Genomic DNA, 24,282 nt, shown 5'->3' on the forward strand with positions numbered 1-24,282 from the left:
GTGGTCACCACGCACCTCCGATCAGTGACCGCAGCCGCTCCCAGCCCCGCTCCCGTGTGAAGCGCGCCGCGCCCCACCGCAGCGCCGGAACGGTCACCACCAGCCCCGCCTCGTTCCGCTCCAGCACATGGAGCTCGGCGACCCTGCGCCGGCCGTCCCGCTCCCGCACCAGGTGGATCACCAGTGACAGTGCCGCGGCCAACTGGCTGTGCAGCGCGGCCCGGTCGAGGCCCGCCGCCGTACCGAGGGCTTCCAGCCGGGCCGGGACGTCCGCGGCCGTATTGGCGTGGACAGTGCCGCAGCCACCGTCATGGCCCGTGTTCAACGCGGCGAGGAGATCGGTCACTTCGGCACCACGCACCTCCCCGACGACCAGCCGGTCCGGCCGCATGCGCAGGGCCTGGCGCACCAGGTCCCGCAGGGTGACCAGGCCCGCACCCTCCTGGTTGGCAGGTCGGGACTCCAGTCGCACCACATGCGGATGGTAGGGCCGCAACTCCGCCGAGTCCTCGGCCAGCACGATGCGCTCCTGCGCGCCCACGAGTCCCAGCAAGGTGGACAGCAGCGTCGTCTTGCCGGTGCCCGTGCCTCCGCTGATCAGATAGGAGACCCTGGCTTCGATCAGCGCGCGGAACAGCCGCTCGCCACCCGGCGGGACCGTCCCCGCCTCGACCAGCTCGCCCAGCGAGAAGGCCCGGGGCCGCACCACCCGCAGCGACAGACAGGTGGAGCCGACCGCCACCGGAGGCAGCACCGCGTGCATCCGCGTGCCGTCGGGGAGCCTGGCGTCCACCCAGGGCCGGGCGTCGTCCAGCCGTCGCCCCGCCACCGCCGCGAGCCTCTGCGCCAGCCTGCGCACCGCCGCCGCATCGGAGAACGTGACATCGGTGAGCCGGAGCCCGCCGCCCCGGTCGACCCACACCCGGTCGGGCGCCGACACCAGCACATCCGTCACCGCCGGATCGGAGAGCAGTGGCTCCAGGGGCCCTGTGCCGACCAGTTCGCACCGCAGTTCCTCGGCGGCACCGAGCACCTCCGTGTCGCCGAGCAGTCGCCCCTGCGCCCGCAGCGCGGCCGCCACCCTGGCCGGGGTCGGCTCTGCCCCGCTCTCGGCAAGCCGCTGCCGCACCGCTTCGAGCAGCAGCGAGGTCATGGCGCACCTCCGTCCGCGAGCGCGCGCTCCCAGAACGCCGAGCAGAACCTGGCCAGAGGCCCGCGCGGAATCGCACCCGGCGGAACGCCCCCGTCCAGATCAGCGAGGAGCCCTGTCTCCACCGGGAGTTCGCCCGCCAGTGGCAGTTCGAGTGCCTCGGCCACCCACTGCTCGTCGAGCCCGGAGGCATACGGCCCGCGCACCACGACCCGCAGATCGCCGAGGACCATGCCGGCCGTCGTCGCGACGCGCCGGGCGGCAGCCACCGCCCGCAGCTCCCCCGGGACGACCAGCAGCCCGAGATCCAGCTGCGCCAGTGCCTCCGCGACACCCTCGTCGACGCGACGCGCCAGATCTACGACGACCACGCCTCCGCGTCTGCGTGCGGCAGCCAGCACCGATCGCATGGCCTCCGGAGGGATCACCACCGAATCGCCCCGGTCCCAGCTGAGCACCCGCAGCCCGTGCGCCGAGGGCAGCGACTCCTCCAGCGCGCCGCCGGCGACCCGGCCCCTGGACGCCGCGAAGTCGGGCCACCGTCTGCCCTTCGCCTGCTCTCCTCCGAGGAGCACGTCGAGACCGCCGCCCAGCGGATCGCCGTCGACGAGCATTGTGCGCCGCCCCTCGCGGGCCGCCGTCACGGCAAGCGCGCACGCCAGCGTGGAGGCCCCCGCGCCGCCCCGGCCGCCGATGACGCCGACCGTCAGCGCGGGACGGCCGACGCCTTCGGCCACATCGGCGATCCTGTCCACGAGCCAGCCCTCGGCGTCGGGCAGCCGCAGCACACAGTCGGCGCCGATCTCCACCGCCCGCCGCCACACCTGTGGATCGTCCTGGTCGTGTCCGACGAGCAGCACACCGCGTCTGCGGGTGGCTCCTCGGCACCGCGCCGCCGCGTCGTCCCCGACGAGAACCAGCGGTGCGCCCTCCCAGCTCCCCCTCTCCTCGGGCACCGAATGATGGACCTGCGGATCGGCGCCCGCCGCGGCGCAGAGCCTCAGCAGATCGTCGAGCAGAGCCAGGTCCTCCGTGATGATCAGCGGCCCGGCCCGGCGCTCACCGGCCGCCGGTTCCCCGCCGTTCGCACCGGTCATGCGCGACGCCCCGGACGCCCCGTGCGGGCCGGCCGTGATGGATCCCGCCACAATTTCTCCCCCTCTCACCGCGCTGCGCGGTGGCTGCCACGGGGTCGGCACACCGCCCCCGCAGGTGTCCCGCACCGCTCTCACCACACGGCGAGATCGATCCGGGACAGGTGAAATCCTTCGGTCCGTGAACTTTCGCGGACGGAATCACCGTGCACGGCGCCGGAAAATCGTGTGGATCTTGCTCCAGAACTGTGGACAACTCACCGCTTGTGAATATCCCGGTAGCTCATACCGGCGACTTTCGGCATGACTTTCGGAGCGCAGTGCTACAACTACAGAGAGTGACGCGAGCGGGGCGGCGTGAAGCCGGGCCGTCGAGGGCGCCGAGAGGGGAGAACGATCAGATGCGGGGAGCGAAAACGCGTCCGGACATGCGACGACCCCCGCCGGGGGGGAGAGCGGGGGTCGTCCCCACGGCCGACTCGGGGGGGGAGGAGCCGGACCGGGTTAGCACGGTCGCGAACGATCCGTGACTTCCATGGTGTACCCGAGAGCCTTCTCAGGCAAACCCACGCGCCCTAGCTTACGCCGAATGGAGGGCGCCTATGCTCTGCGTCGTGGAAAACCACTCCTTGCCTCGCGCAGCAGCCTTCTTTGACCTGGACAAGACGGTCATTGCGAAGTCGTCGACGCTGACCTTCAGCAAGTCCTTCTACCGTGGCGGACTGATCAACCGCCGCGCCGTACTGCGGACTGCGTACACCCAGTTCATCTTCCTCGCGGGCGGCGCCGACCACGACCAGATGGAGCGGATGCGCAAGTACCTGTCCGCGCTCTGCAAGGGCTGGAACGTCGAGCAGGTCAAGGAGATCGTCGCCGAGACGCTGCACGACCTGATCGACCCGATCATCTACGACGAGGCCGCCTCCCTCATCGAGGAGCACCACGCCGCGGGCCGCGATGTCGTCATCGTCTCGACCTCCGGAGCCGAAGTCGTCGAGCCGATCGGCGAGCTGCTCGGCGCCGACCGCGTGGTCGCCACCCGGATGGTCGTCGGCGACGACGGCTGCTTCACCGGAGAGGTGGAGTACTACGCCTACGGCCCGACGAAGGCCGAGGCCGTCAAGGACCTCGCCGCGTCGGAGGGATACGACCTGGCGCGCTGCTTCGCGTACAGCGACTCCGTCACCGATGTCCCGATGCTGGAATCCGTGGGTCATCCGTACGCGGTCAATCCGGACCGCACGCTGCGCCGCGAAGCGGCCTCACGCGGCTGGCCGGTTCTCGTCTTCGACCGTCCGGTTCGACTCAAGCAGCGCATCCCGGCGTTCACGATGCCGGCGCGTCCCGCACTTCTCGCCGCGGCAGCGGTGGGCGCGGCGGCGGCCACCGCCGGGCTCGTCTGGTACGCCAGCCGGCGCCGCAGCGCCGCCTTTGCCCGTATTTGAGATCAAAAGTAAAAAGTGCGGACAGGGGTTCCGCTTGCCGGAAGGCTGGAGTACAAAGGACTTAACGGCCCGCGAGACCCGGGACATCCGAGAGGATTACCTTCTACGCAACAAAGGCCCCACGGACCGAGCATGAACGCCGAGCACCCACGCGACGTCGACCCGTCGATTACGGGCCAGCCGCACCAGGTGACGGGCAAAGTTCCCGACCTGATGGGCAACATATCGAGGACGCTTGGTAACTGGGCCGACATGCCAGCGGCGGTACCAACCGGTACCGCCGCAACCCTTTTCCGGCCTCGCCGAGATCTCCGGTCTCTTCGAACGGCCTGTCAGGCCGCTCCTCGCTGCAGAGCCTCACACACCGCCGTCGACTCCCGCACGCCGAGTTCGACGGCACGGCCGCAGTGCGCGATCCAGGCGCCCATCCCCTCCGCGGTCCCGGAGAGATAGCCCTCGAAGGCCTCCATGTACGCCGTACGGCCGAGTTCGGCATGACCGACCTCGGCAGGGCAGATCGACTTCGGGTCGAGTCCGCTGCCGACCAGGACGATGCGTTCCGCCGTACGGGCGACCAGGCCGTTGGACGACGAGAACGGGCGCAGGGCGAGCAGTTCGCCGTGCACCACCGCGGCCATCACCAGAGCGGGGGCCGAACTGCCCGCGATGACCAGCCCGGAGAGCCCCTCCAGCCGTCCGGCGACCTCGTCCGCGTCCGGGAGTGGCGCCTCGATCAGCGGCTCGTCGACCTTCTCCCCCGCGAGCCGTGGCCGGCCGACCGTCTCATCGGGCACCGCGCCGCCCTCGGCCACCAGATGGAGCCGGGCCAGCACACGCAGCGGGGACTGACGCCAGATGGACAGCAACTGGCCCGCCTCGGCAGTCAGCCGGAGCGCCGCTCCGACGGTACGGGCCTCCTCCTCGCCACCGAAGTCGCTGCGTCGGCGCACCTCCTCCAGAGCCCAGTCGGCACCCGAGAGCGCCGCGGAGGCGCGGGCTCCGCGCAGCGCCGCCTCCGAGGTCACCTCGTTGCTACGGCGCCGCATGACGCGGTGCCCGTAGACCCGGTCGACGGCCTTGCGCACAGCGTCCACGGCATCCGTGACCCCGGGAAGATCACCCAGCGCGGCCAGGGGGTCAGAGGCGTTCGTACTCATAAGTAGGGAGGCTACGCGCCTCCGCCCCCCGCCTTCGCCCCACGATGGAGTGGTCTTCTTCACGCACAGTGGCCACTGCGGGCGATCAGCCCGCTACCGTTGCTGAACATGAAGATCGCTTTCGTAGGGAAGGGCGGCAGCGGCAAGACGACGCTGTCCTCGCTCTTCATCCGCCACCTCGCCGCCCAGCAGGCCCATGTCGTCGCGGTGGACGCCGACATCAACCAGCATCTGGGGGCGGCACTCGGACTCGACGAGGACGAGGCCGCGGCACTGCCGGCGATGGGCGCACATCTTCCGCTCATCAAGGACTATCTGCGCGGCACCAATCCGCGGATCACGTCCGCCGAGACCATGATCAAGACCACGCCTCCGGGCGAGGGGTCGCGGCTGCTGCGCGTACGCGAGGACAACCCGGTCTACGACACGTGTGCGCGGACCGTACGACTCGACGACGGGCAGATCCGGCTGATGGCGACCGGACCGTTCACCGAGTCGGATCTCGGAGTGGCGTGTTACCACTCCAAGGTCGGGGCGGTGGAGCTGTGCCTCAACCATCTCGTCGACGGCGCGGACGAGTACGTCGTGGTCGACATGACGGCGGGGTCGGACTCGTTCGCCTCCGGCATGTTCACGCGCTTCGACATGACGTTCCTCGTCGCCGAGCCGACCCGCAAGGGCGTCTCCGTCTACCGGCAGTACAAGGAATACGCACGGGACTACGGCGTCACCCTGAAGGTCGTCGGCAACAAGGTGCAGGGCCCGGACGATCTGGACTTCCTGCGCGACCAGGTGGGCGAGGACCTGCTCGTCACCATCGGGCATTCGGACTGGGTGCGGGCCATGGAGAAGGGCCGCCCGCCCCGCTTCGAGTTGCTGGAGGACCCCAACCGAACGGCACTGGCCACGCTGCGGCAGGCGGCGGACGCGTCGTACGCGCGACGCGACTGGCAGCGGTACACGTCCCAGATGGTGCACTTCCATCTGAAGAACGCGGAGAGCTGGGGCAACGCGAAGACGGGTGCCGACCTGGCCGCTCAGGTCGACCCCGCCTTCGTCCTCGGGGAGCGGGCGGCGGAGGTCAGCGCCCCGCAACCGGTCTGATCACAGCAGGTCCGTCCTGTGCCAACCGGTCCGGGACGGTCCCGTTCCCGCTGTCCGTCGGCCACACCAGACGGGGCTCGCCCGCCGCAGTGCGTTCATCCGCGCCCGCGACGCCATCCGCACCCGAGCTGCCGGCCCGGGTCCCGTTGGCAGGCCCGGCGGGCCCGGCGGGCAGCGCGGGCCCGGCCGCCCCGAGCGGCTTGTCGGACCCGGCGGGTCTGCCGGACCCGGCAGGCTTGTCGGACCCGGCGGGCTCTGCACCCATGAAGGCCTTCCAGCCCTTCGCCGGTGCCCTGCCGACCGGCAGAGTGCGAAGCTTCTCCAGGACCTTCGGGTCCTGTGCGTCCAGCCAGTCGACGAGCTGACGGAACGACACGCACCGGACGTCCCGCTGCACGCACACGTACCCGATCGTCTGCTCGACGGCGCGCATGTAGGCGCCGCCGTTCCACGACTCGAAGTGGTTCCCGATGATGAACGGCGCCCGATTGCCCTTGTAGGCACGGGTGAAGCCCTTGATCAGACCGTCACGCATCTGGTTGCCCCACAACGTGTGCATGCTGGGCGCGCCCTTCGCCGTGCCCGACTGGTTGACCATGAAGTTGTAGTCCATGGACAGCGTCTCGAAGGCACGGCCGGGCACGGGGACCATCTGCAGCGACAGGTCCCACAGACCGCGTTTCCTGTCCGGCCAGATCTGCTCGCTGATGCCGCTGGTGTCGTAGCGGAAGCCGAGCTTGCTCGCGACCCGCATGAAGTTCTCGCGCCCCTCGAGGCAGGGGGTGCGGGCGCCGATGAGCTCCCGGTCGTAGTCGAACGGGAGTGACTTCTCGCGCGGCAGACCCGCGTTCGTCCGCCAGTTCTTCACGAAGGACTTGGCCTGGTCGAGCTCGCTCCTCCACTCGTCGGCCGACCAGGTCGTCCCACCGCCCTGCGGGCCGCAGAAGTGGCCGTTGAAGTGCGTGCCGATCTCGTTGCCGTCCAGCCAGGCTCCGCGCAGTTCGCGCACGGTGGCCTTGATTCCCTCGACGGTGTTGAAGCCGATGTCGGAGCGGCCCGCGGAGTGCTTCGGCGGGTCGTACATCTCCGCCTTCTCCTCGGGCAGCAGATACACGCCGCTAAGGAAGTAGGTCATCGTCATGCCGTACTTCTCGCCCACCTTGCGGAAGTGGGAGAAGAGCTTCGACCCGTCCTCGCTCGCGCCGTCCCAGGAGAAGACCACGAACTGCGGCGGCTTCTGACCGGGCTTCAGGCGCTGCGGCTCGGGCAGGCCGGGCTGGGATCCGGTGTACGACGTCGAACCGTCGCCGATGAGGCCGGGGCCGCCGAAGGCGCCGGTCCCCTCCTTCCCGCCGAGCGATCCCGCGCTGGGCCCGCCGGAACATCCGGCAAGACCCGCGACCAGCGCGACGACCACGGCGCCGAGGACGGCCTTTCCTTTGACGGGCAGCATCCGAGCACCCTCTTCCCTCGTAGGGCAGCGACGTGCGACTCATACGCCGATACGACGTCGATCCCGGACAAATTCACATGCCGTCGGGGAGAAAGGAGCGCAACAGGCCGAGCCAGGATGATTAATCGCTGAATCAGGTGAAAGAGTGCCCTATTTGCCCTGAAAATCATGTCTCAGTCTTTACCCTGCATTACGATCCATTTACCGAGAGTTCGGACGGTACCCGTTCGGGCTCCGGCTCTCGACCATCCCGCCGCTGTACGCCGTGACCCACGGCCGCGCCCCCACGATCCGCGACCGCGCCGCCCCGGAGGAGACGGGAACCATGCCCGCCTGCCAGCCCCGTACGACGACGACGCCTGCCGCCACCGACGACCCGCCTCGGCCCCCGCACCGGCCGGACAGAGGCCTCCGCGTCCACCCCGCCGATCTGTCCGCCTCGATCAGCGTCTTCCTCATCGCCCTTCCGCTCTCCCTCGGCATCGCCCTGGCCACCGGCGCGCCACTCCAGGCGGGCCTCGTGGCCGCCGCCGTCGGCGGTGTCGTCGCGGGCCTGCTCGGCGGGTCCCCGCTCCAGGTCAGCGGCCCCGCCGCGGGGCTCACGGTGATCACGGCCGATCTGATCCAGCGCTACGGCTGGCGCGCCACCTGCGCCATCACGGTCGCTGCCGGCCTCGCACAACTCGCTCTGGCCGCGGTACGGGTGGCCCGTTCCGCGCCCGCCGTCAGCCCGGCGATCGTGCACGGCATGCTCGCCGGCATCGGCGTCACGATCGCCCTCGCCCAGCTGCACATCGTCCTCGGCGGCACTCCCCGGAGCTCCGCGGTCGGCAACGTCCGGGCGCTGCCCGCACAGCTGGCCCACGTCCAGCCGGCCGCGCTGTCGGTCAGTGCCGTGACCATCGCCCTGCTGCTCGCCTGGCCACGCATTCCCGGGAACACCGGCCGGGCGCTCAGGAAGGTTCCCTCCGCGCTGGCGTCCGTGGTCGCCGCGACCGTCGTCGCGGTGCTCGCGGGGCTCAGTCTGCCCCGTGTGGACCTTCCGTCCTGGAGCAGCCATGCCCTGCCCGCGCTGCCCGACGGCACGATCCCCGGTATCGCGGCCGCGGTCCTGACCATCACGCTGGTCACCAGCGTGCAGTCACTGCTGTCGGCGGTCGCGGTCGACAAGCTCGCGGCGGCCCGCAAGGACGCACGCCCCACCGTCCACCGCTCGGACCTGGACCGCGAGCTGGCCGGACAGGGCGCCGCCAATGTGGTCTCGGGCGCGCTCGGCGGACTGCCCGTCGCCGGAGTCGCGGTCCGCAGCACGGCCAACGTCAAGGCGGGAGGGATCAGCCGGCACTCGACGATGCTGCACGGACTGTGGGTCGCGGTCGCCGCGCTGCTGCTCCCGCCCGTCCTCGGTCTGATCCCGCTGGCCGCACTGGCCGCGCTGGTGATGGTCGTCGGCGTCCAGATGGTCAACCTCACGCATCTGCGCAGCGTGCGGCAGAACCGGGAAATACTGGTGTACGCCGTGACGACGACGGCGGTCGTGTTCACGGACGTCCTCGCGGGTGTGGCCATCGGGATCGCGGTGGCGGTGGCGGTCGCGCTGCACCGGCTGACGAGGACCCGGATCACCATGGAGGAGCGCGACGGGATCCACCGGGTCCGGGTGCGCGGTCAGCTGACGTTCCTCGCCGTGCCACGGCTGAGCCGGGCGCTGGCGCAGCTGCCCCATGGCGTCGACGCCGTCGTGGAGCTGGACGGGTCGTTCATGGACCACGCCGCGTTCGAGGCGCTGCACGACTGGCAGGCGGCTCACCAAACACAGGGCGGCACGGTCGAGTTCACCGGCCGGTCCGGCGGGCGGATCGCCGAGCCCGCCTCCGAGTCCCACGCCTGCTGCCGCCCCTGGACCCCCTGGCGCAATCACCACTGCGGTGAACACCCGGCGGCGGAGGGCGAGCAGCGGCCGGGCAGGCGCAGGCATCAACTGGCAAGCGGGCTCAGCTCCTTCCAGCGCAACACGGCACCGCTGGTGCGCGGTGAGCTCGCGCGTCTCGCGCGTGAGGGCCAGCGCCCTTCCCAGCTGTTCCTGACCTGCACGGACTCCAGGCTGGTCACGAGCATGATCACCGCGAGCGGCCCCGGTGATCTGTTCACCGTGCGGAACATGGGCAATCTGGTGCCCCTGACCGACGAGGAGACCGTGGACGACTCGGTCGCGGCGGCCATCGAGTACGCCGTGGACGTCCTGCGGGTGGACTCGATCACGGTCTGCGGCCACTCCGACTGCGCCGCGATGGAGGCCCTGCTGAACGCTCCGCCGGACGGCACCGGTGCGACGACCCCGCTGAGGCGCTGGCTACGGCACGGCCGGCCCAGCCTGGAGCGGATGAGGTCACGGCGCCATGCCTGGGCCAGGATCTCCGGCAGGCTGCCCGTCGACGCCGTGGAGCAGCTGGGTCTGACCAATGTGGTCCAGCAGCTGGAGCATCTGCGCGCCCATGAGTCGGTCGCACGGAGGCTCGCCGACGGCACGCTGCAGCTGCACGGGATGTTCTTCCACGTCGGCGAGGCCCAGGCGTATCTGCTGACGAGCGGGGAAGAGCCCGACCGCATCGATGACGTCTTCGACCGGGTGGCTCCCGTCCCGCCGACAGAGGGCACCCCCGCCCGGCCGGCGGCGGCCTGATCCGACCACCGGTCGCCAACCGCCGGCCTCAGCCTGATCCGGCCGTCGGCCGCCGACGGCCAACCGCCGGCCTTCACCCGGCGACCGCCGACTGCTGACCGCCGACTGCCGCGGCCTGAACCGACCGGACGCGGCACACGTGAGTACGAGTGACCCCTTCTCCCCACCGCCCGGGGAGAAGGGGCCATTTGTCCAGGCCCCCGATGGGCCGACAGGTCTAAACCAATTATCTGAAGGCTCTTGTCACCCGGCCCTCTGGCTGATGAGCTATGGCCTGGGACACATAGGCACATAGGACGCCCTGGGAAAGGGAGATGTCGTGAGCAACGAAAGCCTGGCCAACCTCTTGAAGGAAGAGCGGCGGTTCGCGCCGCCGGCCGAGCTGGCCGCGCACGCCAACGTGACGGCGGAGGCGTACGAGCAGGCCGAGGCGGACAGGCTTGGCTTCTGGGCCGAGCAGGCGCGCCGGCTCACCTGGGCCACGGAGCCGACCGAGATCCTCGACTGGTCGAACCCGCCCTTCGCCAAGTGGTTCGCCGACGGCAAGCTCAACGTCGCGTACAACTGCGTGGACCGCCATGTCGAGGCGGGCCTCGGCGACCGGGTCGCCATCCACTTCGAGGGCGAGCCGGGCGACAGCCGGGCCGTCACCTACGCCGAGCTCAAGGACGAGGTCTCCAGGGCGGCCAACGCCCTGACCGAGCTGGGCGTCCGCAAGGGCGACCGGGTCGCGGTCTATCTGCCGATGATCCCCGAGGCGGCCGTCGCGATGCTGGCCTGCGCCCGGATCGGCGCGGCGCACTCGGTGGTCTTCGGCGGCTTCTCGGCCGACGCCGTGGCGTCCCGTATCCAGGACGCCGACGCCAAGCTCGTCATCACGGCGGACGGCGGCTACCGCCGGGGCAAGCCCAGCGCGCTCAAGCCCGCCATCGACGAGGCCGTCGCCAAGTGCCCGCAGGTCGAGCACGTGCTGGTCGTCCGCCGCACCGGGCAGGACACCGCCGTCACCGAGGGCCGGGACGTGTGGTGGCACGACATCGTCTCCCGCCAGTCGGCCGAGCACGCCCCCGAGGCGTTCGAGGCGGAGCACCCGCTCTTCATCCTGTACACGTCCGGTACGACGGGTAAGCCCAAGGGCATCCTGCACACGTCCGGTGGCTACCTCACCCAGGCGGCCTACACCCATCACGCCGTCTTCGACCTGAAGCCCGAGAGCGATGTCTACTGGTGCACCGCCGACATCGGCTGGGTCACCGGCCACTCGTACATCGTGTACGGACCGCTGGCCAACGGCGCGACGCAGGTGATGTACGAGGGCACGCCGGACACCCCGCACCAGGGCCGCTTCTGGGAGATCATCCAGAAGTACGGCGTCTCGATCCTCTACACGGCGCCGACCGCGATTCGTACGTTCATGAAGTGGGGAGACGACATCCCCGCCAAGTTCGACCTGTCGAGCCTGCGCATCCTCGGCTCGGTCGGCGAGCCGATCAATCCCGAGGCCTGGATCTGGTACCGGGAGCACATCGGCGCCGGCAGGACCCCGATCGTGGACACCTGGTGGCAGACCGAGACCGGCGCGATGATGATCTCCCCGCTGCCGGGCGTCACCGAGACCAAGCCGGGCTCGGCCCAGGTCCCCCTGCCCGGAATCTCCGCGACCGTCGTGGACGACGAGGCCCACGAGGTGCCCAACGGCGGCGGTGGCTACCTGGTCCTGACGGAGCCGTGGCCGTCGATGCTCCGCACCATCTGGGGCGACGACCAGCGCTTCATCGACACCTACTGGTCGCGCTTCGAGGGCAAGTACTTCGCCGGCGACGGCGCCAAGCGGGACGACGACGGCGACATCTGGCTCCTGGGCCGCGTCGACGACGTCATGCTCGTCTCCGGCCACAACATCTCGACGACCGAGGTGGAGTCCGCGCTGGTCTCCCACCCGAAGGTCGCCGAGGCGGCGGTCGTCGGCGCCGCGGACGAGACGACCGGCCAGGCCATCGTGGCGTTCGTGATCCTGCGCGGTACGGCGAGCGAGGACGAGGGCCTGGTCGCCGAACTGCGCAACCACGTCGGCGCGACGCTCGGACCGATCGCCAAGCCGAAGCGGATCCTGCCCGTGGCGGAGCTGCCCAAGACCCGCTCGGGCAAGATCATGCGCCGGCTGCTGCGTGACGTCGCGGAGAATCGTCAGCTCGGCGATGTCACGACCCTGACCGACTCCTCGGTCATGGACCTGATCCAGACGAAGCTGCCGTCGGCAACCTCGGAGGACTGAGTCCGCACGGAGGACTGAGTCCGCGCGGCGGACTGACTCCTCGCGGTCGGCCGAGACCTCGCGGTCGACCGATTCCGCACGTCACACGGCATGGGGCACCCGGAGCAAACGCGCCGGGTGCCCCTTTTGCACTTAAGGTGAAGATCACCGGATTCACCCTTGCGCACCAAGGCGAGTTCTTAGGTAACGTAATGACCGCATCAAAGTCGTGACAAGAAAAACCTAGGTGTGCCGGGAAGTCTGGTCGGCGTGTGCTCTGACGTGCCTATCCGACCGGAGGTCCCCGCCCGTGGCCGCGCCCAACCCCACCCCCCGTAAGTTCCTCGGACGCCTTTCCCTGCCCGAGCGGACCTTCGTGGCGGACGCGCTGCGAACTGAGACCGTCGGCGGCATCCTGCTGCTCGTCGCCTCGGTCGCCGCGCTCCTCTGGGCGAACACGCCCCTCGGCCGCAGCTACGAGGCCGTGAGCGACTTCCACATAGGCCCGGCCTCACTCGGCCTCGATCTGTCCCTCCAGCACTGGGCCGCTGACGGGCTGCTCGCGATCTTCTTCTTCGTCGCCGGTATCGAGCTCAAACGCGAGCTGGTGGCCGGGGAACTGCGCGACCCGAAGGCCGCGGCACTGCCCGTCATCGCGGCCATCTGCGGCATGGCCGCGCCCGCGCTCGTGTACGCGCTGGTCAACGCGATCGGCGGCGGCTCCATGGCCGGCTGGGCAGTACCCACGGCCACCGACATCGCCTTCGCGCTCGCCGTCCTCGCGGTCATCGGCACATCGCTGCCGTCAGCGCTCCGCGCGTTCCTGCTGACCCTCGCCGTCGTCGACGACCTCTTCGCGATCCTGATCATCGCCGTCTTCTTCACCAGCGATCTGAACTTCGCCGCGCTCGGCGGGGCGGTCGTCGGCCTCGGCGTGTTCTGGCTGCTGCTGCGCAAGGGCATCCGCGGCTGGTACGTGTACGTCCCGCTCGCCCTCATCATCTGGGGCCTGATGTACAACAGCGGCGTCCACGCCACCATCGCCGGTGTCGCGATGGGCCTGATGCTGCGCTGCACCAGGCACGAGGGTGAGGCCCACTCCCCCGGTGAGCACATCGAGCATCTGGTCCGGCCCGTCTCCGCCGGTCTCGCCGTCCCGCTGTTCGCCCTGTTCTCGGCCGGGGTAAGCGTCTCGGGCAGCGCGCTGCACGCCGTCTTCAGCCGGCCCGAGACCCTCGGCGTCATGCTCGGTCTGGTGGTCGGCAAGACGCTGGGCATCTTCGGCGGCACCTGGCTCGCCGCCCGCTTCACCAGAGCCGAGCTCAACGACGAACTGGCCTGGCCGGACGTCTTCGCCGTGGCCTCGCTCGCCGGGATCGGCTTCACCGTCTCCCTCCTCATCGGCGAGCTGGCCTTCGCCGGGGACGCCGCCCTGACGGACGAGGTCAAGGCCGCGGTGCTGCTGGGTTCCTTCACCGCCGCCGTCTTCGCCTGTGTGCTCCTGAAACTGCGGGTACGCAAGTACCAGGCGCTGTACGAGGAGGAGGAGCGCGACGAGGACCAGGACGGCATCCCCGACGTGTACGAACAGGACAATCCGGAGTACCACCTGCGCATGGCCGCGATCTACGAGGAGAAGGCCGCGGAGCACCGGCGCAGGGCGAAACTCGCGGATGCGTCGCGCGGCGACGGCGGCGGCGACGGCGGCGGCGACAGTCGGGCCTGATCTCGCGATCTGAACGCCCCCGGGGCCGCTATATCGCTTATGGGATGGTCTGTAAAGTGCCTGGTGGCAGGCGAGGGCAGGCCCAGCCCGGACCCTCGGCCGAGGAACGTGTGGAGCTTTGCGCAATCACGTGGTGAGAGGACGAGAGCGATGAAGACCGTTCAACTGGGCAGCCGGGGGCTGAGCGTTTCGGCGCAGGGCTTCGGCGCCATGGGCATGAGCGGCGCGTACGGCGCGAGTCACGACGAACGGGAATCCATCGCCACCCTCAACCAGGCGGTGGACCTGGGAATCACTCTCTTCGATACGGCGGAGTCCTACGGGCCCTTCGAGAACGAACGGCTTCTCGCCCGCGCGCTGGGCCATCGCCGGGACGAAATTCAGCTGGCGACCAAATTCGGTCTCGACTTCACCGACGACGGACAGCCGGGCCCGCTGGACGGCAGGCCGGAGCACATTCGCCGTGCCGTCGAACGGTCGCTGCGGCACCTGAACACCGACGTCATCGACCTCTACTACATGCACCGGGTGGATCCGGACACTCCCATCGAGGAGACGATCGGGGGCATGGCGGAGCTCGTGACAGCGGGGAAGGTCCGCTACATCGGCCTGTCGGAGGTCTCCGCGGCAACGATCCGGCGTGCCCACAAGGTGCATCCGCTGACCGCGGTGCAGTCGGAGTTGTCCCTGTTCAGCCGTGATCTGTTGGACGACGGAACAAAGGAGACCCTGGATGAACTGGGCATTGGGCTGGTGGCCTACTCGCCGATAGGACGCGGGTTCCTTTCGGGCTCCATCCGCAGCGTGGACGACATGGACGTCGATGACTCGCGTCGAGGACTTCCCCGGTTCTCACAGGAGAACATCACGGCCAACCTGAAGCTGGTCCAGCACGTGCGCGGCATCGCCGAGCAGCGGGGAGCGACGCCTGCCCAGGTCGCGCTGGCTTGGGTGACCGCGCAGGGCGCGGTTCCCATCCTGGGGACCAGACGACGTAGCTTCCTCCTGGAGAACGCTGCCGCCGCCGAGATCGTGCTGACCGCGGATGAGCTGTCGGCCCTGGATGCGGTGGTCAGGCCCGACACGGTCAGCGGCGCGCGGTACACGCCGCAGCAGCTCGCCTCCACCAACCGCTGAATGTGTACACCGGTGCCCGCCGCCGAAGCGCCTCAGGACAGGCAGCGCGACAAGGCCGCAGGCAACGCAGAATGCTCGACAGTCCGGCATGATCTGACGACAGACCGAAGCAGAGATGAGGGAGTCAGCGATGAGCGAGCCCGGCAGCACAGCCACCGCCGTCGAAGCCGTGCGTGACGCGGTCGGACCGGTACGGCTGGCCGGTGCCGACAAGAGCGTGGGCCAGCTGGTCGCGTCGGCGACCGCCGAGATGTCCGCCCTGGTGCACGACGAGATCGCGCTGGCCAAGGCCGAGCTCCGGCAGGACGTCAAGCGGGGCGTGACCGGTGGCGTGTCCGGCATGGTCGCGGGGATCCTCGCACTCTTCTCCCTGCCGGTGCTGAGCTTCGCCGCCGCGTACGGGATCCACAATCTCGGCCTGGGTCTCGCCTGGTCGTTCCTGATCGTGGGTGCGGCGTTCCTGCTGCTGGCGGGCCTGGCGGGCCTGCTCGCCATGACCAAGTTCAAGAAGGTGAAGCCGCCGGAGCGGTCCATCGCCTCGGCCAAGCAGACGGCCGCCGTGCTGCAGAACGTGAAGCCACATCCCCGCCAGGCCAAGGACCCGTCCACATCTGTGGCACGCTCGTCTGCATGACGGCCCCTGATACGCCCTCTGTCGGCAACGGAAACAGCATCGGAAGCGGTGGTGGCCCCGTACGCATCGATGGGCCCTGGACCCATCGCGACGTGGCAGCCAATGGTGCGCGCTTCCATATCGCGGAGCTGGGCGACGGGCCGCTGGTGTTGCTGCTCCATGGTTTTCCGCAGTTCTGGTGGACGTGGCGGCATCAGCTGACCGCACTCGCCGACGCCGGGTTCCGCGCCGTCGCGATGGACCTGCGAGGCGTCGGCGGCAGCGACCGCACGCCCCGGGGTTACGACCCCGCGAATCTCGCGCTCGACATCACGGGTGTCGTGCGATCCCTCGGCGAGCCCGACGCGGCTCTCGTCGGTCACGATCTCGGCGGATATCTCGCCTGGACGGCGGCCGTGATGCGGCCCAAGCTGGTGCGCCGGCTCGCGGTCTCCTCGATGCCGCATCCGCGCCGCTGGCGCTCCTCGATGCTCGGCGACTTCGCGCAGAGCCGCGCCGGGTCGTACGTATGGGGCTTCCAGCGGCCGTGGCTGCCGGAGCGTCAGCTGCTCGCGGACGAAGCGGCCTTGGTGGGCCGGCTGATCCGGGACTGGTCCGGTCCCCGCCCGCCCGAGGAGAAGGCCCTGGAGGTCTACCGGCGGGCCATGTCCATTCCGTCGACGGCGCACTGCTCGATCGAGCCGTACCGGTGGATGGTGCGGTCGATCGCCCGTCCCGACGGTGTCCAGTTCAACCGCCGGATGAAGCGGCCGGTCCGGGTGCCGACGCTGCATCTGCACGGTTCGCTGGACCCCGCGATGCGCACGCGCAGCGCGGCGGGCTCGGGCCAGTACGTCGAAGCGCCGTACCGCTGGCGGCTGTTCGACGGGCTCGGCCACTTCCCCCATGAGGAGGATCCGGCCGCCTTCTCCAACGAGCTCATCAACTGGCTGAAGGATCCCGAGCCCGACCGGTGAGTCCGGCCGGGTGCCGGGCGGACGCCCGTACCCGGGGCGCGGGGGAACGGGTGTGCGGCGAACGGGGTTTGCCCGGCGCATAGGCCAATTGGCGGGCCCCGATGCGGTTACCGACCTTGGGGCACGGGCACACGTCGGGGTATGGGCTGGACGCACGACTACAGTGACACAGCACGCAACTCCCGCTCGGTCTCCGGGCCGGTCGCGGACGAAAGGGGCGGCCCTCAGGGGCGGGGCCATGATCCCCGGCTGGGGATTCCCCGTATCCTGCGCCGCCGGGCCCGCTGGGTCTCGGCGCGACTGCGCCATCCTCGCGGCTGACGCCCGTCATCACCGACGCCATCACACCCGTCACCCGTCCGGGCGACGACCGGATCAGAGCGCACAGCCCTGGCTGTCGACCTGCTGGTTGGCCACGCGGCCGCGTGTGATGTCGTCGCGGATCTCGTCGGCCGTCAGCGCGTAGCCGGTATTCCTGTCGTCGAGCGAGCGGGCGAAGATCACGCCGTACACCTCACCGTCGGCGGTGAGCAGCGGACCGCCGGAGTTGCCCTGGCGGACCGTCGCGTACAACGAGTAGACATCGCGGCGCACTTCACCGCTGCGGTAGATGTCCGGCCCGTTGGCGTCTATGCGGCCGCGGACGCGCGCGGAGCGTACGTCGTACGAGCCGTTCTCCGGGAAGCCGGCGACGATCGCGCTGTCGCCGGTACGGGCGTCGGTGTCGGTGAACCGGAGCGGCTGCGCCTTCAGATCGGGCACATCAAGTACGGCGATGTCGCGCCGCCAGTCGTAGAGGACGACCTTGGCGTCGTACCGCCGGCCCTCTCCGCCTATCTGGACGGTCGGCTCGTCGACGCCGCCGACGACGTGCGCGTTGGTCATGACCCGACGCTCGGCGAAGACGAAGCCGGTGCCTTCGAGGACCTTGTTGCAGCTCGGGGCCGTGCCGACGACCTTGACGATCGAGCGCTGGGCGCGGGCCGCGACCGGGCTGTTGACCAGCGCCGGGTCGGGGGCCTCGACCTTGGTGATGGGCTCGTTGGCGAAGGGGCTGAAGACCTGCGGGAAGCCGTTCTGCGCGAGGACCGAGGAGAAGTCGGTGAACCATGTGGAGGCCTGCGCCGGCATGACCCGGGAGACGCCGAGGAGGACCTTGGAGGCACGGACCTCCTTGCCGAGCGTCGGCAGGGACGTTCCCGCGAGGGCGGAGCCGATGAGCCAGGCCACCAGGAGCATCGCGAGCACGTTGACGAGAGCGCCACCGGTCGCGTCGAGGGCGCGCGCCGGTGACCAGGTGATGTGGCGGCGGAGCTTGTTGCCGAGGTGAGTGGTGAAGGCCTGGCCGACGGACGCGAAGACGATCACGATCACGACGGCGACGATCGCGGCCGTCGTGGACACCTGCGCCTCGTCCGTCGCCCGGTCCCAGAGGAACGGGAGCAGATAGACGGCGACCAGTCCGCCGCCGAGGAACCCGACCACCGAAAGGATGCCGACGACGAAGCCCTGGCGATAGCCGACGACCGCGAACCACACGGCGGCGACCAGCAGCAGGATGTCCAGCACGTTCACCGTCGTCAGCCTCGCAGATTCGTCGTCCGGCGCTCCGTCCGGCCGGTGGTACGCGGGTCAGCTCCCGGTGAAGCCGTGCCGGACACCGGGGAAACACAGCACGTGGGCAACGCTCTCATGCGCGCCAGTCGAGCGTGACCTGCTTCGCCCGGTCCCATGGTCGTTCCCAGCCCGCGAAATGAAGAATGCGGTCGATCACTCCGGCGGTGAAACCCCAGACCAGAGCCGATTCGACCAGAAATGCCGGACCCAGGTGGCCGCTGGGATGGACGGTCGTCGCACGGTTGGCCGGGTCCGTGAGATCCGCCACGGGGACCGTGAAGACGCGGGCGGTCTCGGCCGGATCGACGGCGAGGACCGGGGTGCGATCGCGCCACCAGCCGAGAACCGGGGTCACGACGAAGCCGCTCACCGGGATGTAGAGCCGCGGGAGCACGCCGAAGACCTGGACGCCGGCCGGGTCCAGGCCGGTCTCCTCCTGGGCCTCGCGGAGGGCGGCGCGCAGCGGGCCGGTGGTGGCGGGGTCGCCGTCCTCCGGGTCGAGAGCGCCGCCGGGGAACGACGGCTGGCCCGCGTGCGAGCGGAGGCTGCTCGCACGCTCCATGAGCAGCAGCTCGGGGCCCCTGGCGCCCTCTCCGAAGAGGATGAGCACAGCGGACTGCCGGCCTCCGCTCTCGGGCGGCAGAAACCGGCTGAGCTGCTCCGGCGCCACGGTCCTGGCGGCCCGGTCGACGGGCGCGAGCCATTCGGGCAGGCCGTCACGGCTCACGGCCACATCACCGCCGGCCACGTCACCGTCGTACGTCTCATGTGTGCGTGTCATGGGCACCCCCGTGGTGTGCAACGTGTGCGGTGACCGGGATCGTTCCGCGACCCGGCCAGGAGGGCGCGACGACCCGCGGGGCGGGGCGGTGTGGCGCGTGGGTCCGGGGCGGGGTGTGCGTACAGGTCACACAGTGCGTACAGGTCACACGGACCCCAGTGGAGGTGCCGGCTTGCCCGGGTAATCCGGCGGCGGGTTCAGGCGCTGGCCGGGGTAGCCGCCCTTCTCGTACTTGAGGAGCTTCCGCGCCTTCTCCGGGTCGGTCTCACCCTCCCCGTACGCAGGGCAGAGGTGGGTGATCGGGCAGGCGCCGCACGCGGGCTTGCGGGAGTGGCAGATACGGCGGCCGTGGAAGATCACCCGGTGGGAGAGCATCGTCCACTCGCTCTTCGGGAAGATCGCGGCGACCTCCGCCTCGATCTTGACCGGGTCGTCCTGGTCCGTCCACTTCCAGCGCCGGGCGAGCCGCATGAAGTGGGTGTCGACGGTGATGCCCGGCACCCCGAACGCGTTGCCCAGCACCACGAACGCCGTCTTGCGACCCACGCCCGGCAGCGTCACGAGGTCCTCCAGCCGGCCAGGGACCTCGCCGCCGAAGCTGTCCCGGAGGGCCGTGGAGAGGCCGATCAGGGACCTCGCCTTGGCCCGGAAGAAGCCGGTGGGCCTGATGACCTCTTCCAGTTCCTCCGGGACGGCCGCGGCCATGTCCTCGGGCGTCGGGTACTTCGCGAAGAGCGCCGGGGTCGTCTGATTGACCCGCAGATCCGTGGTCTGGGCGGAGAGGACCGTCGCGACGAGCAGCTCGAAGGGGTTCCGGAAGTCGAGCTCCGGATGGGCGTACGGGTACACCTCGGCCAGCTCGCGGTTGATCCGGCGGGCGCGCCGGACCATCGCCAGCCGCGACTCCGGCTTGGCGGACGCCTTCGCAGCCGGGCTCTTCCCGGCCGACGTCTTCGAGGCTGACGTCTTCGAGGCCGCGGGCTTGTCCGTCGACGTCTTCGGGGCCGCGGGCTTGTCCGTCGACGTCTTTGGAGCCGACGTCTTCGCGGTCGACCCCTTCGGTGTCTTCGGCGAGGCCTTGACCGCCCTGGAAGCCTTCCTATTTGTCGCTTTTGCTACTTTTGCCGCTGTGGCCGAAACCTGTTCGCCCACAGCGGAATTCTGCTCCCCTGCCACTCTTCCGGCCCCCTCGGCCTGTGCTCTCACCGGCGAATTGGACACCCGGCCAGCCTAAGGGCCACCGCCGACATCCGCCCCGGCCATGGCCGATCACCACTCGAATCGGCCCCTGCCGCACAGCAGGACGGGCCGGTGCGTCAAACTTGTGTTGGACCCTTGTGATCGATCGCACTGTTTTCCCGTGCGGCATCATGGGGACCACCGTCCCCTGAGCAGGTCGACAAGGAGAGAACTCGTGGACGACGTTCTGCGGCGCGCCCCGCTCTTCGCGGCGCTCGATGACGAGCAGGCCGCGGAGCTCCGCGCCTCGATGAGTGAAGCGACGCTCGCCCGCGGCGATGCGCTCTTCCACGAGGGCGACCCCGGCGACCGCCTCTACGTGGTCACGGAAGGCAAGGTCAAGCTCCACCGCACCTCCCCCGACGGCCGGGAGAACATGCTGGCGGTGCTCGGCCCCGGCGAGCTGATCGGCGAGCTGTCGCTCTTCGACCCGGGCCCGCGTACGGCCACCGCCACCGCCCTCACCGAGGTCAAGCTCCTCGGCCTGGGCCACGGCGACCTGCAGCCCTGGCTGAACGTGCGCCCGGAGGTGGCCACCGCCCTGCTGCGCGCCGTCGCCCGCCGGCTGCGCAAGACCAACGACCAGATGTCCGACCTGGTCTTCTCGGACGTCCCGGGCCGTGTCGCCCGCGCGCTCCTCGACCTGTCGCGCCGCTTCGGTGTGCAGTCGGAGGAGGGCATCCACGTGGTCCACGACCTGACCCAGGAGGAGCTGGCCCAGCTCGTCGGCGCCTCCCGCGAGACCGTCAACAAGGCGCTCGCCGACTTCGCGCAGCGTGGCTGGCTCCGGCTCGAGGCCCGTGCCGTCATCCTGCTCGACGTGGAGCGCCTCGCGAAGCGTTCGCGCTAGCCGTCCGTGTCACGCGTGACACGGACGGCCGTACGGCCGCCCAGGAGCGCAACGCACGCACACGCCGCATACGAAGGGGCCGCCCGGCAGTTCGCCGGGCAGCCCCTTCGCGTACGTACGGACGATCAGCCGCTACGTACGGACGATCAGCGCTTGCTGCCGTCCACGATCAGCGGGTTTCCGCTGCCGCCGCCGCACGGCACGGCGTACACCGGGTTCTTCGCCGCCGCTTCCTTGTAGGCGTCGATGCACTGGTTCAGCAGGACCTTGTCCGTCAGCGAGTTGCTGAGGATCTTGTTCGCGCGGGCGATGCCCTCCGCCTCGATACGGCGCCGCTCGGCCTCGGCCGTCGCCGTACGGGCCGCCTCGGTCGCCCGCTCCGTCGCCTGCTGCTGCTGGATCTTGCGGTCGATCTGGTCCTGCAGCCGGTCGGACGGCTTCACGTTGCGCAGGTTGACCGTGGTCACGTCGATCCCGCGCGGAGCCAGCCGCTCCTTGATGAGCCGGCCGATCTCGGTGTTGATCTTCTCGCGGTCCGAGGCGTAGCCCTGCTCGCTGGTGTAGCGGGCGAAGACGTTGCGGACGATCTCCCGGCTGTCCGGGTAGACCAGCCGCTGCTGAATGGCGTCCTCACTGCCTGCGAGCTTGTAGAGCTCCACCGCCTTCGACGGGGTCACCGCCCACTTGACCGTGAGCTCGGCGTACATGACGCCGCCCTGGACGGAGCGCACCTCGACGACGTCCTTGTCGGAGAGGTTGAGGTCGACCGGACGGGTCGAGAACGTCGTCACGTTGGTGAAGGGCGACTTGACGTGCATGCCCGAGGTCATGGGCGTGCCGACCTTGCCGAAAGCGACCGGTACGCCGACCTCGTACGCACTGACGACGTAGACCATGCTGGCGATGCCTGCGAACAGGCCGGCTGTCAGCGCCGCGCCGGCGCCGATCTTGAGACCCCGGTTCTCGCCGCCACGGGCGACGAAGAACATCACCACCGCGGCGATGACAAGCAGGATGGACAGGACGAACACGGCTTCCCCCCGAGTGCGAAAAAACGCTGAAAGTAAGCGGAGCGTAAAGCACTACGCGGGAACCAGACAGGGCGGGTCCGGGTCCCCGCGGGCGGGACCTCACCGTCGGGTCCCCGGGGGCGGGACCTCACCGTCGGGTCCCCGGGGGGGCAGCCGGCGGAGCGTCCTAGATCAGGCCGTGCTCGCGCAGATACTCCAGTTGCGCCCGCACCGAGAGCTCGGCCGCGGGCCACAGCGACCGGTCCACGTCCGCGTACACGTGCGCCACCACGTCGGCCGCCGTGCGGTGGCCGTTCTCGACGGCCGTCTCGACCTGGGCGAGGCGGTTCGCGCGGTGGGCCAGATAGAACTCGACCGCGCCCTGCGCGTCCTCCAGCACCGGGCCGTGCCCGGGAAGCACCATGTGCACCCCGTCGTCGACGGTCAGCGAGCGCAGCCGGCGCAGTGAGTCGAGATAGTCGCCGAGGCGGCCGTCCGGATGCGCGACGACGGTCGTGCCACGCCCGAGGATCGTGTCGCCCGTGAGCACGGCCCGGTCGGCGGGCAGATGGAAACAGAGCGAGTCGCCGGTGTGGCCGGGCGTGGGGACGACCCGCAGCTCGAGGCCGCCGGTTCGGATCACCTGGCCCGCCGCGAGCCCCTCGTCGCCGAGACGCAGGGCCGGGTCGAGAGCGCGCACCTTCGTGCCGGTCAGCTCGGCGAAGCGGCCCGCCCCCTCGGCGTGGTCAGGGTGCCCATGAGTGAGCAGGGTCAGGGCGATCCGCTTCCCTGCCTGCTCGGCGGTCGCGACGACGTTCTGGAGGTGTATGTCGTCGAGCGGGCCCGGATCGATGACGACGGCGAGGTCGGAGTCCGGCTCGGAGACGATCCAGGTGTTGGTGCCGTCCAGGGTCATCGCGGACGCATTGGGCGCGAGGACGTTGGTCGCGCGCGCGGTCGCGGGCCCGGACACCACCGCGTCGCGCGGCTGGCCCGGGAGCACCGATGCGTTCGTCATCGCGTGTCTCCCGTCGAGGTCGATCCCGCCGGTCCTGCCGGCCCTGCCGGTCCTGCCGGCCCCGTCGGGATGTGCTTGGTGAACTCGTCGTGGCCCGGCCAGCTGAGGACGAGTTCCCCTTCCTCCAAGCGTGCCTGAGCCAGGATCGGTGCGAGGTCCTGCCCGGCGGCCGCCGCGAGGGCGTCCGTGGCGGCCGCGTACCGCCCCAGCACCCGCAGCGTGGCGATCGTCGGCGGCATCATCAGCAGTTCGCCCTTGTCGTACCCGGCGGCGGCGTCCGCGGGCCTGATCCAGACCGTACGGTCGGCCTCGGTGGAGGCGTTCCTCGTCCGCTGGCCCTGGGGCAGCGCGGCGACGAAGAACCAGGTGTCGAAGCGGCGGGGTTCGAACTCCGGAGTGATCCAGCGCGCCCACGCGCCCAGCAGGTCCGAACGCAGCACCAGCCCTCTGCGGTCCAGGAACTCGGCGAACGACAGTTTCCGGTCGACGAGCGCCGCCCGGTCCGCCTCCCAGTCGTCGCCCGTGGTGTCGTCGACGACGGAGTCCGCGGTCTCGCCGGCGAGCAGGACGCCCGCCTCCTCGTACGTCTCGCGGACGGCCGCGCACACGATGGCCTGCGCGGACGGCTCGTCCGCCACCCCGAGCCGCTCCGCCCACTCCGCGAGGGGAGGGCCGGCCCACCGGATCGGCCTCGAGTCCCGCTCGTCCACTCCGCCGCCGGGATAGACGTACGCGCCTCCGGCGAAGGCCATGGAGGCGCGGCGGCGCAGCATATGGACGTGTACACCCTCGGAGGTGTCCTTGAGCAGCATCACGGTCGCCGCCCGCCGGGGGGTGACGGCGGTGATCTCGCCCTCGGCGAGCGCCCGGATCCGGTCGGGCCATTCCGGTGGGTACCACTGACCATTGGACATGGGCGGATGCTATGCGTTCACGCGAGGATGTTCGAGAGGCGGCCGCCACCGCCCGTTTCT

Annotated in this window: 20 protein-coding genes; 10 read left to right on the plus strand and 10 right to left on the minus strand. The window is 70.2% G+C overall.

The features are described from left to right. Positions 1-4: 4 nt before the first annotated feature. Together ACIQMR_RS04805 and ssd are read right to left on the minus strand one after the other, a co-directional pair. Positions 5-1,153 (minus strand): TadA family conjugal transfer-associated ATPase, encoded by a 1,149-nt coding sequence (locus ACIQMR_RS04805; RefSeq protein WP_401382921.1) that lies wholly within the window; start codon positions 1,151-1,153, stop codon positions 5-7. After that, complete coding sequence (ssd, locus tag ACIQMR_RS04810) at positions 1,150-2,247, minus strand: septum site-determining protein Ssd (RefSeq protein ID WP_401382924.1); 1,098 nt, start codon at positions 2,245-2,247, stop codon at positions 1,150-1,152. Before ssd ends, ACIQMR_RS04805 begins: the two co-directional genes overlap by 4 nt. Before the next feature lie 599 nt (positions 2,248-2,846). Between ssd and ACIQMR_RS04815 the strand changes: the two genes are divergently transcribed. Then, complete coding sequence (locus ACIQMR_RS04815) at positions 2,847-3,689, plus strand: HAD family hydrolase (protein WP_401382926.1); 843 nt, start codon at positions 2,847-2,849, stop codon at positions 3,687-3,689. Between the two features lie 332 nt (positions 3,690-4,021). On the opposite strand, the gene ACIQMR_RS04820 is transcribed toward ACIQMR_RS04815, so the two are convergent. Next, positions 4,022-4,846 carry an oxidoreductase gene (locus tag ACIQMR_RS04820; protein WP_401382928.1) on the minus strand — a complete coding sequence of 275 codons (825 nt, stop codon included), beginning with the start codon at positions 4,844-4,846 and terminating at the stop codon, positions 4,022-4,024. A 108-nt stretch (positions 4,847-4,954) separates the two neighbouring features. Between ACIQMR_RS04820 and ACIQMR_RS04825 the strand changes: the two genes are divergently transcribed. After that, the gene (locus ACIQMR_RS04825; RefSeq protein ID WP_401382929.1) at positions 4,955-5,950 is read left to right on the plus strand and encodes an ATP-binding protein; all 996 of its coding nucleotides are present in this window, start codon (positions 4,955-4,957) and stop codon (positions 5,948-5,950) included. Here the strand turns inward: ACIQMR_RS04825 and ACIQMR_RS04830 are convergent. Further along, a complete protein-coding gene (locus ACIQMR_RS04830) occupies positions 5,928-7,403 on the minus strand; it encodes a hypothetical protein (protein ID WP_401382932.1) in 1,476 nt (491 codons plus the stop codon). The genes ACIQMR_RS04825 and ACIQMR_RS04830 overlap by 23 nt on opposite strands. 325 nt (positions 7,404-7,728) lie before the next feature. Between ACIQMR_RS04830 and ACIQMR_RS04835 the strand changes: the two genes are divergently transcribed. From ACIQMR_RS04835 to ACIQMR_RS04865, 7 genes are all read left to right on the plus strand, one after another. Then, entirely contained in the window at positions 7,729-10,086 is a 2,358-nt protein-coding gene (locus ACIQMR_RS04835) for a bifunctional SulP family inorganic anion transporter/carbonic anhydrase (protein ID WP_401384062.1), read from the plus strand. Between the two features lie 319 nt (positions 10,087-10,405). Continuing rightward, positions 10,406-12,361: an acetate--CoA ligase gene (gene acs / locus ACIQMR_RS04840; RefSeq protein ID WP_401382933.1), complete on the plus strand. Its 1,956-nt coding sequence runs from the start codon at positions 10,406-10,408 to the stop codon at positions 12,359-12,361. A gap of 289 nt (positions 12,362-12,650) precedes the next feature. After that, entirely contained in the window at positions 12,651-14,066 is a 1,416-nt protein-coding gene (nhaA, locus tag ACIQMR_RS04845) for a Na+/H+ antiporter NhaA (protein WP_401382936.1), read from the plus strand. Positions 14,067-14,129: 63 nt separating this feature from the next. Continuing rightward, positions 14,130-15,203 (plus strand): aldo/keto reductase, encoded by a 1,074-nt coding sequence (locus tag ACIQMR_RS04850; protein ID WP_401382939.1) that lies wholly within the window; start codon positions 14,130-14,132, stop codon positions 15,201-15,203. A gap of 130 nt (positions 15,204-15,333) precedes the next feature. Then, the gene (locus ACIQMR_RS04855; RefSeq protein ID WP_401382940.1) at positions 15,334-15,837 is read left to right on the plus strand and encodes a phage holin family protein; all 504 of its coding nucleotides are present in this window, start codon (positions 15,334-15,336) and stop codon (positions 15,835-15,837) included. Continuing rightward, the gene (locus ACIQMR_RS04860; RefSeq protein WP_401382943.1) at positions 15,834-16,793 is read left to right on the plus strand and encodes an alpha/beta fold hydrolase; all 960 of its coding nucleotides are present in this window, start codon (positions 15,834-15,836) and stop codon (positions 16,791-16,793) included. The genes ACIQMR_RS04855 and ACIQMR_RS04860 overlap by 4 nt, the downstream gene beginning before the upstream one ends. A 141-nt stretch (positions 16,794-16,934) precedes the next feature. Further along, positions 16,935-17,114 carry a hypothetical protein gene (locus ACIQMR_RS04865; protein ID WP_401382946.1) on the plus strand — a complete coding sequence of 60 codons (180 nt, stop codon included), beginning with the start codon at positions 16,935-16,937 and terminating at the stop codon, positions 17,112-17,114. 54 nt (positions 17,115-17,168) lie between these two features. Here ACIQMR_RS04865 and ACIQMR_RS04870 read toward each other — a convergent pair whose 3' ends face one another. The 3 genes from ACIQMR_RS04870 to nth form a co-directional block, all read right to left on the minus strand. Next, positions 17,169-18,368 (minus strand): MarP family serine protease, encoded by a 1,200-nt coding sequence (locus ACIQMR_RS04870; RefSeq protein WP_401382948.1) that lies wholly within the window; start codon positions 18,366-18,368, stop codon positions 17,169-17,171. Positions 18,369-18,483: 115 nt separating this feature from the next. Then, complete coding sequence (locus tag ACIQMR_RS04875) at positions 18,484-19,191, minus strand: NUDIX hydrolase (protein WP_401382950.1); 708 nt, start codon at positions 19,189-19,191, stop codon at positions 18,484-18,486. A 144-nt stretch (positions 19,192-19,335) separates the two neighbouring features. Then, positions 19,336-20,412: an endonuclease III gene (gene nth / locus ACIQMR_RS04880; RefSeq protein WP_401382952.1), complete on the minus strand. Its 1,077-nt coding sequence runs from the start codon at positions 20,410-20,412 to the stop codon at positions 19,336-19,338. A gap of 193 nt (positions 20,413-20,605) precedes the next feature. On the opposite strand from nth, the gene ACIQMR_RS04885 reads away from it, so the two are divergent. Next, positions 20,606-21,280 carry a Crp/Fnr family transcriptional regulator gene (locus ACIQMR_RS04885; protein ID WP_018845857.1) on the plus strand — a complete coding sequence of 225 codons (675 nt, stop codon included), beginning with the start codon at positions 20,606-20,608 and terminating at the stop codon, positions 21,278-21,280. Positions 21,281-21,426: 146 nt separating this feature from the next. Here the strand turns inward: ACIQMR_RS04885 and ACIQMR_RS04890 are convergent, their stop codons facing one another. The 3 genes from ACIQMR_RS04890 to ACIQMR_RS04900 all read right to left on the minus strand — a co-directional run bounded on the left by ACIQMR_RS04890 (position 21,427) and on the right by ACIQMR_RS04900 (position 24,222). After that, entirely contained in the window at positions 21,427-22,311 is an 885-nt protein-coding gene (locus tag ACIQMR_RS04890) for a prohibitin family protein (protein WP_401382955.1), read from the minus strand. Positions 22,312-22,477: 166 nt separating this feature from the next. After that, complete coding sequence (locus ACIQMR_RS04895; RefSeq protein ID WP_401382957.1) at positions 22,478-23,308, minus strand: MBL fold metallo-hydrolase; 831 nt, start codon at positions 23,306-23,308, stop codon at positions 22,478-22,480. Continuing rightward, complete coding sequence (locus ACIQMR_RS04900) at positions 23,305-24,222, minus strand: NUDIX hydrolase (protein WP_401382959.1); 918 nt, start codon at positions 24,220-24,222, stop codon at positions 23,305-23,307. Before ACIQMR_RS04900 ends, ACIQMR_RS04895 begins: the two co-directional genes overlap by 4 nt. Positions 24,223-24,282 lie beyond the last annotated feature (60 nt).

The organism is Streptomyces sp. NPDC091376 (assembly GCF_044757085.1).
Taxonomy (GTDB): domain Bacteria; phylum Actinomycetota; class Actinomycetes; order Streptomycetales; family Streptomycetaceae; genus Streptomyces; species Streptomyces pratisoli.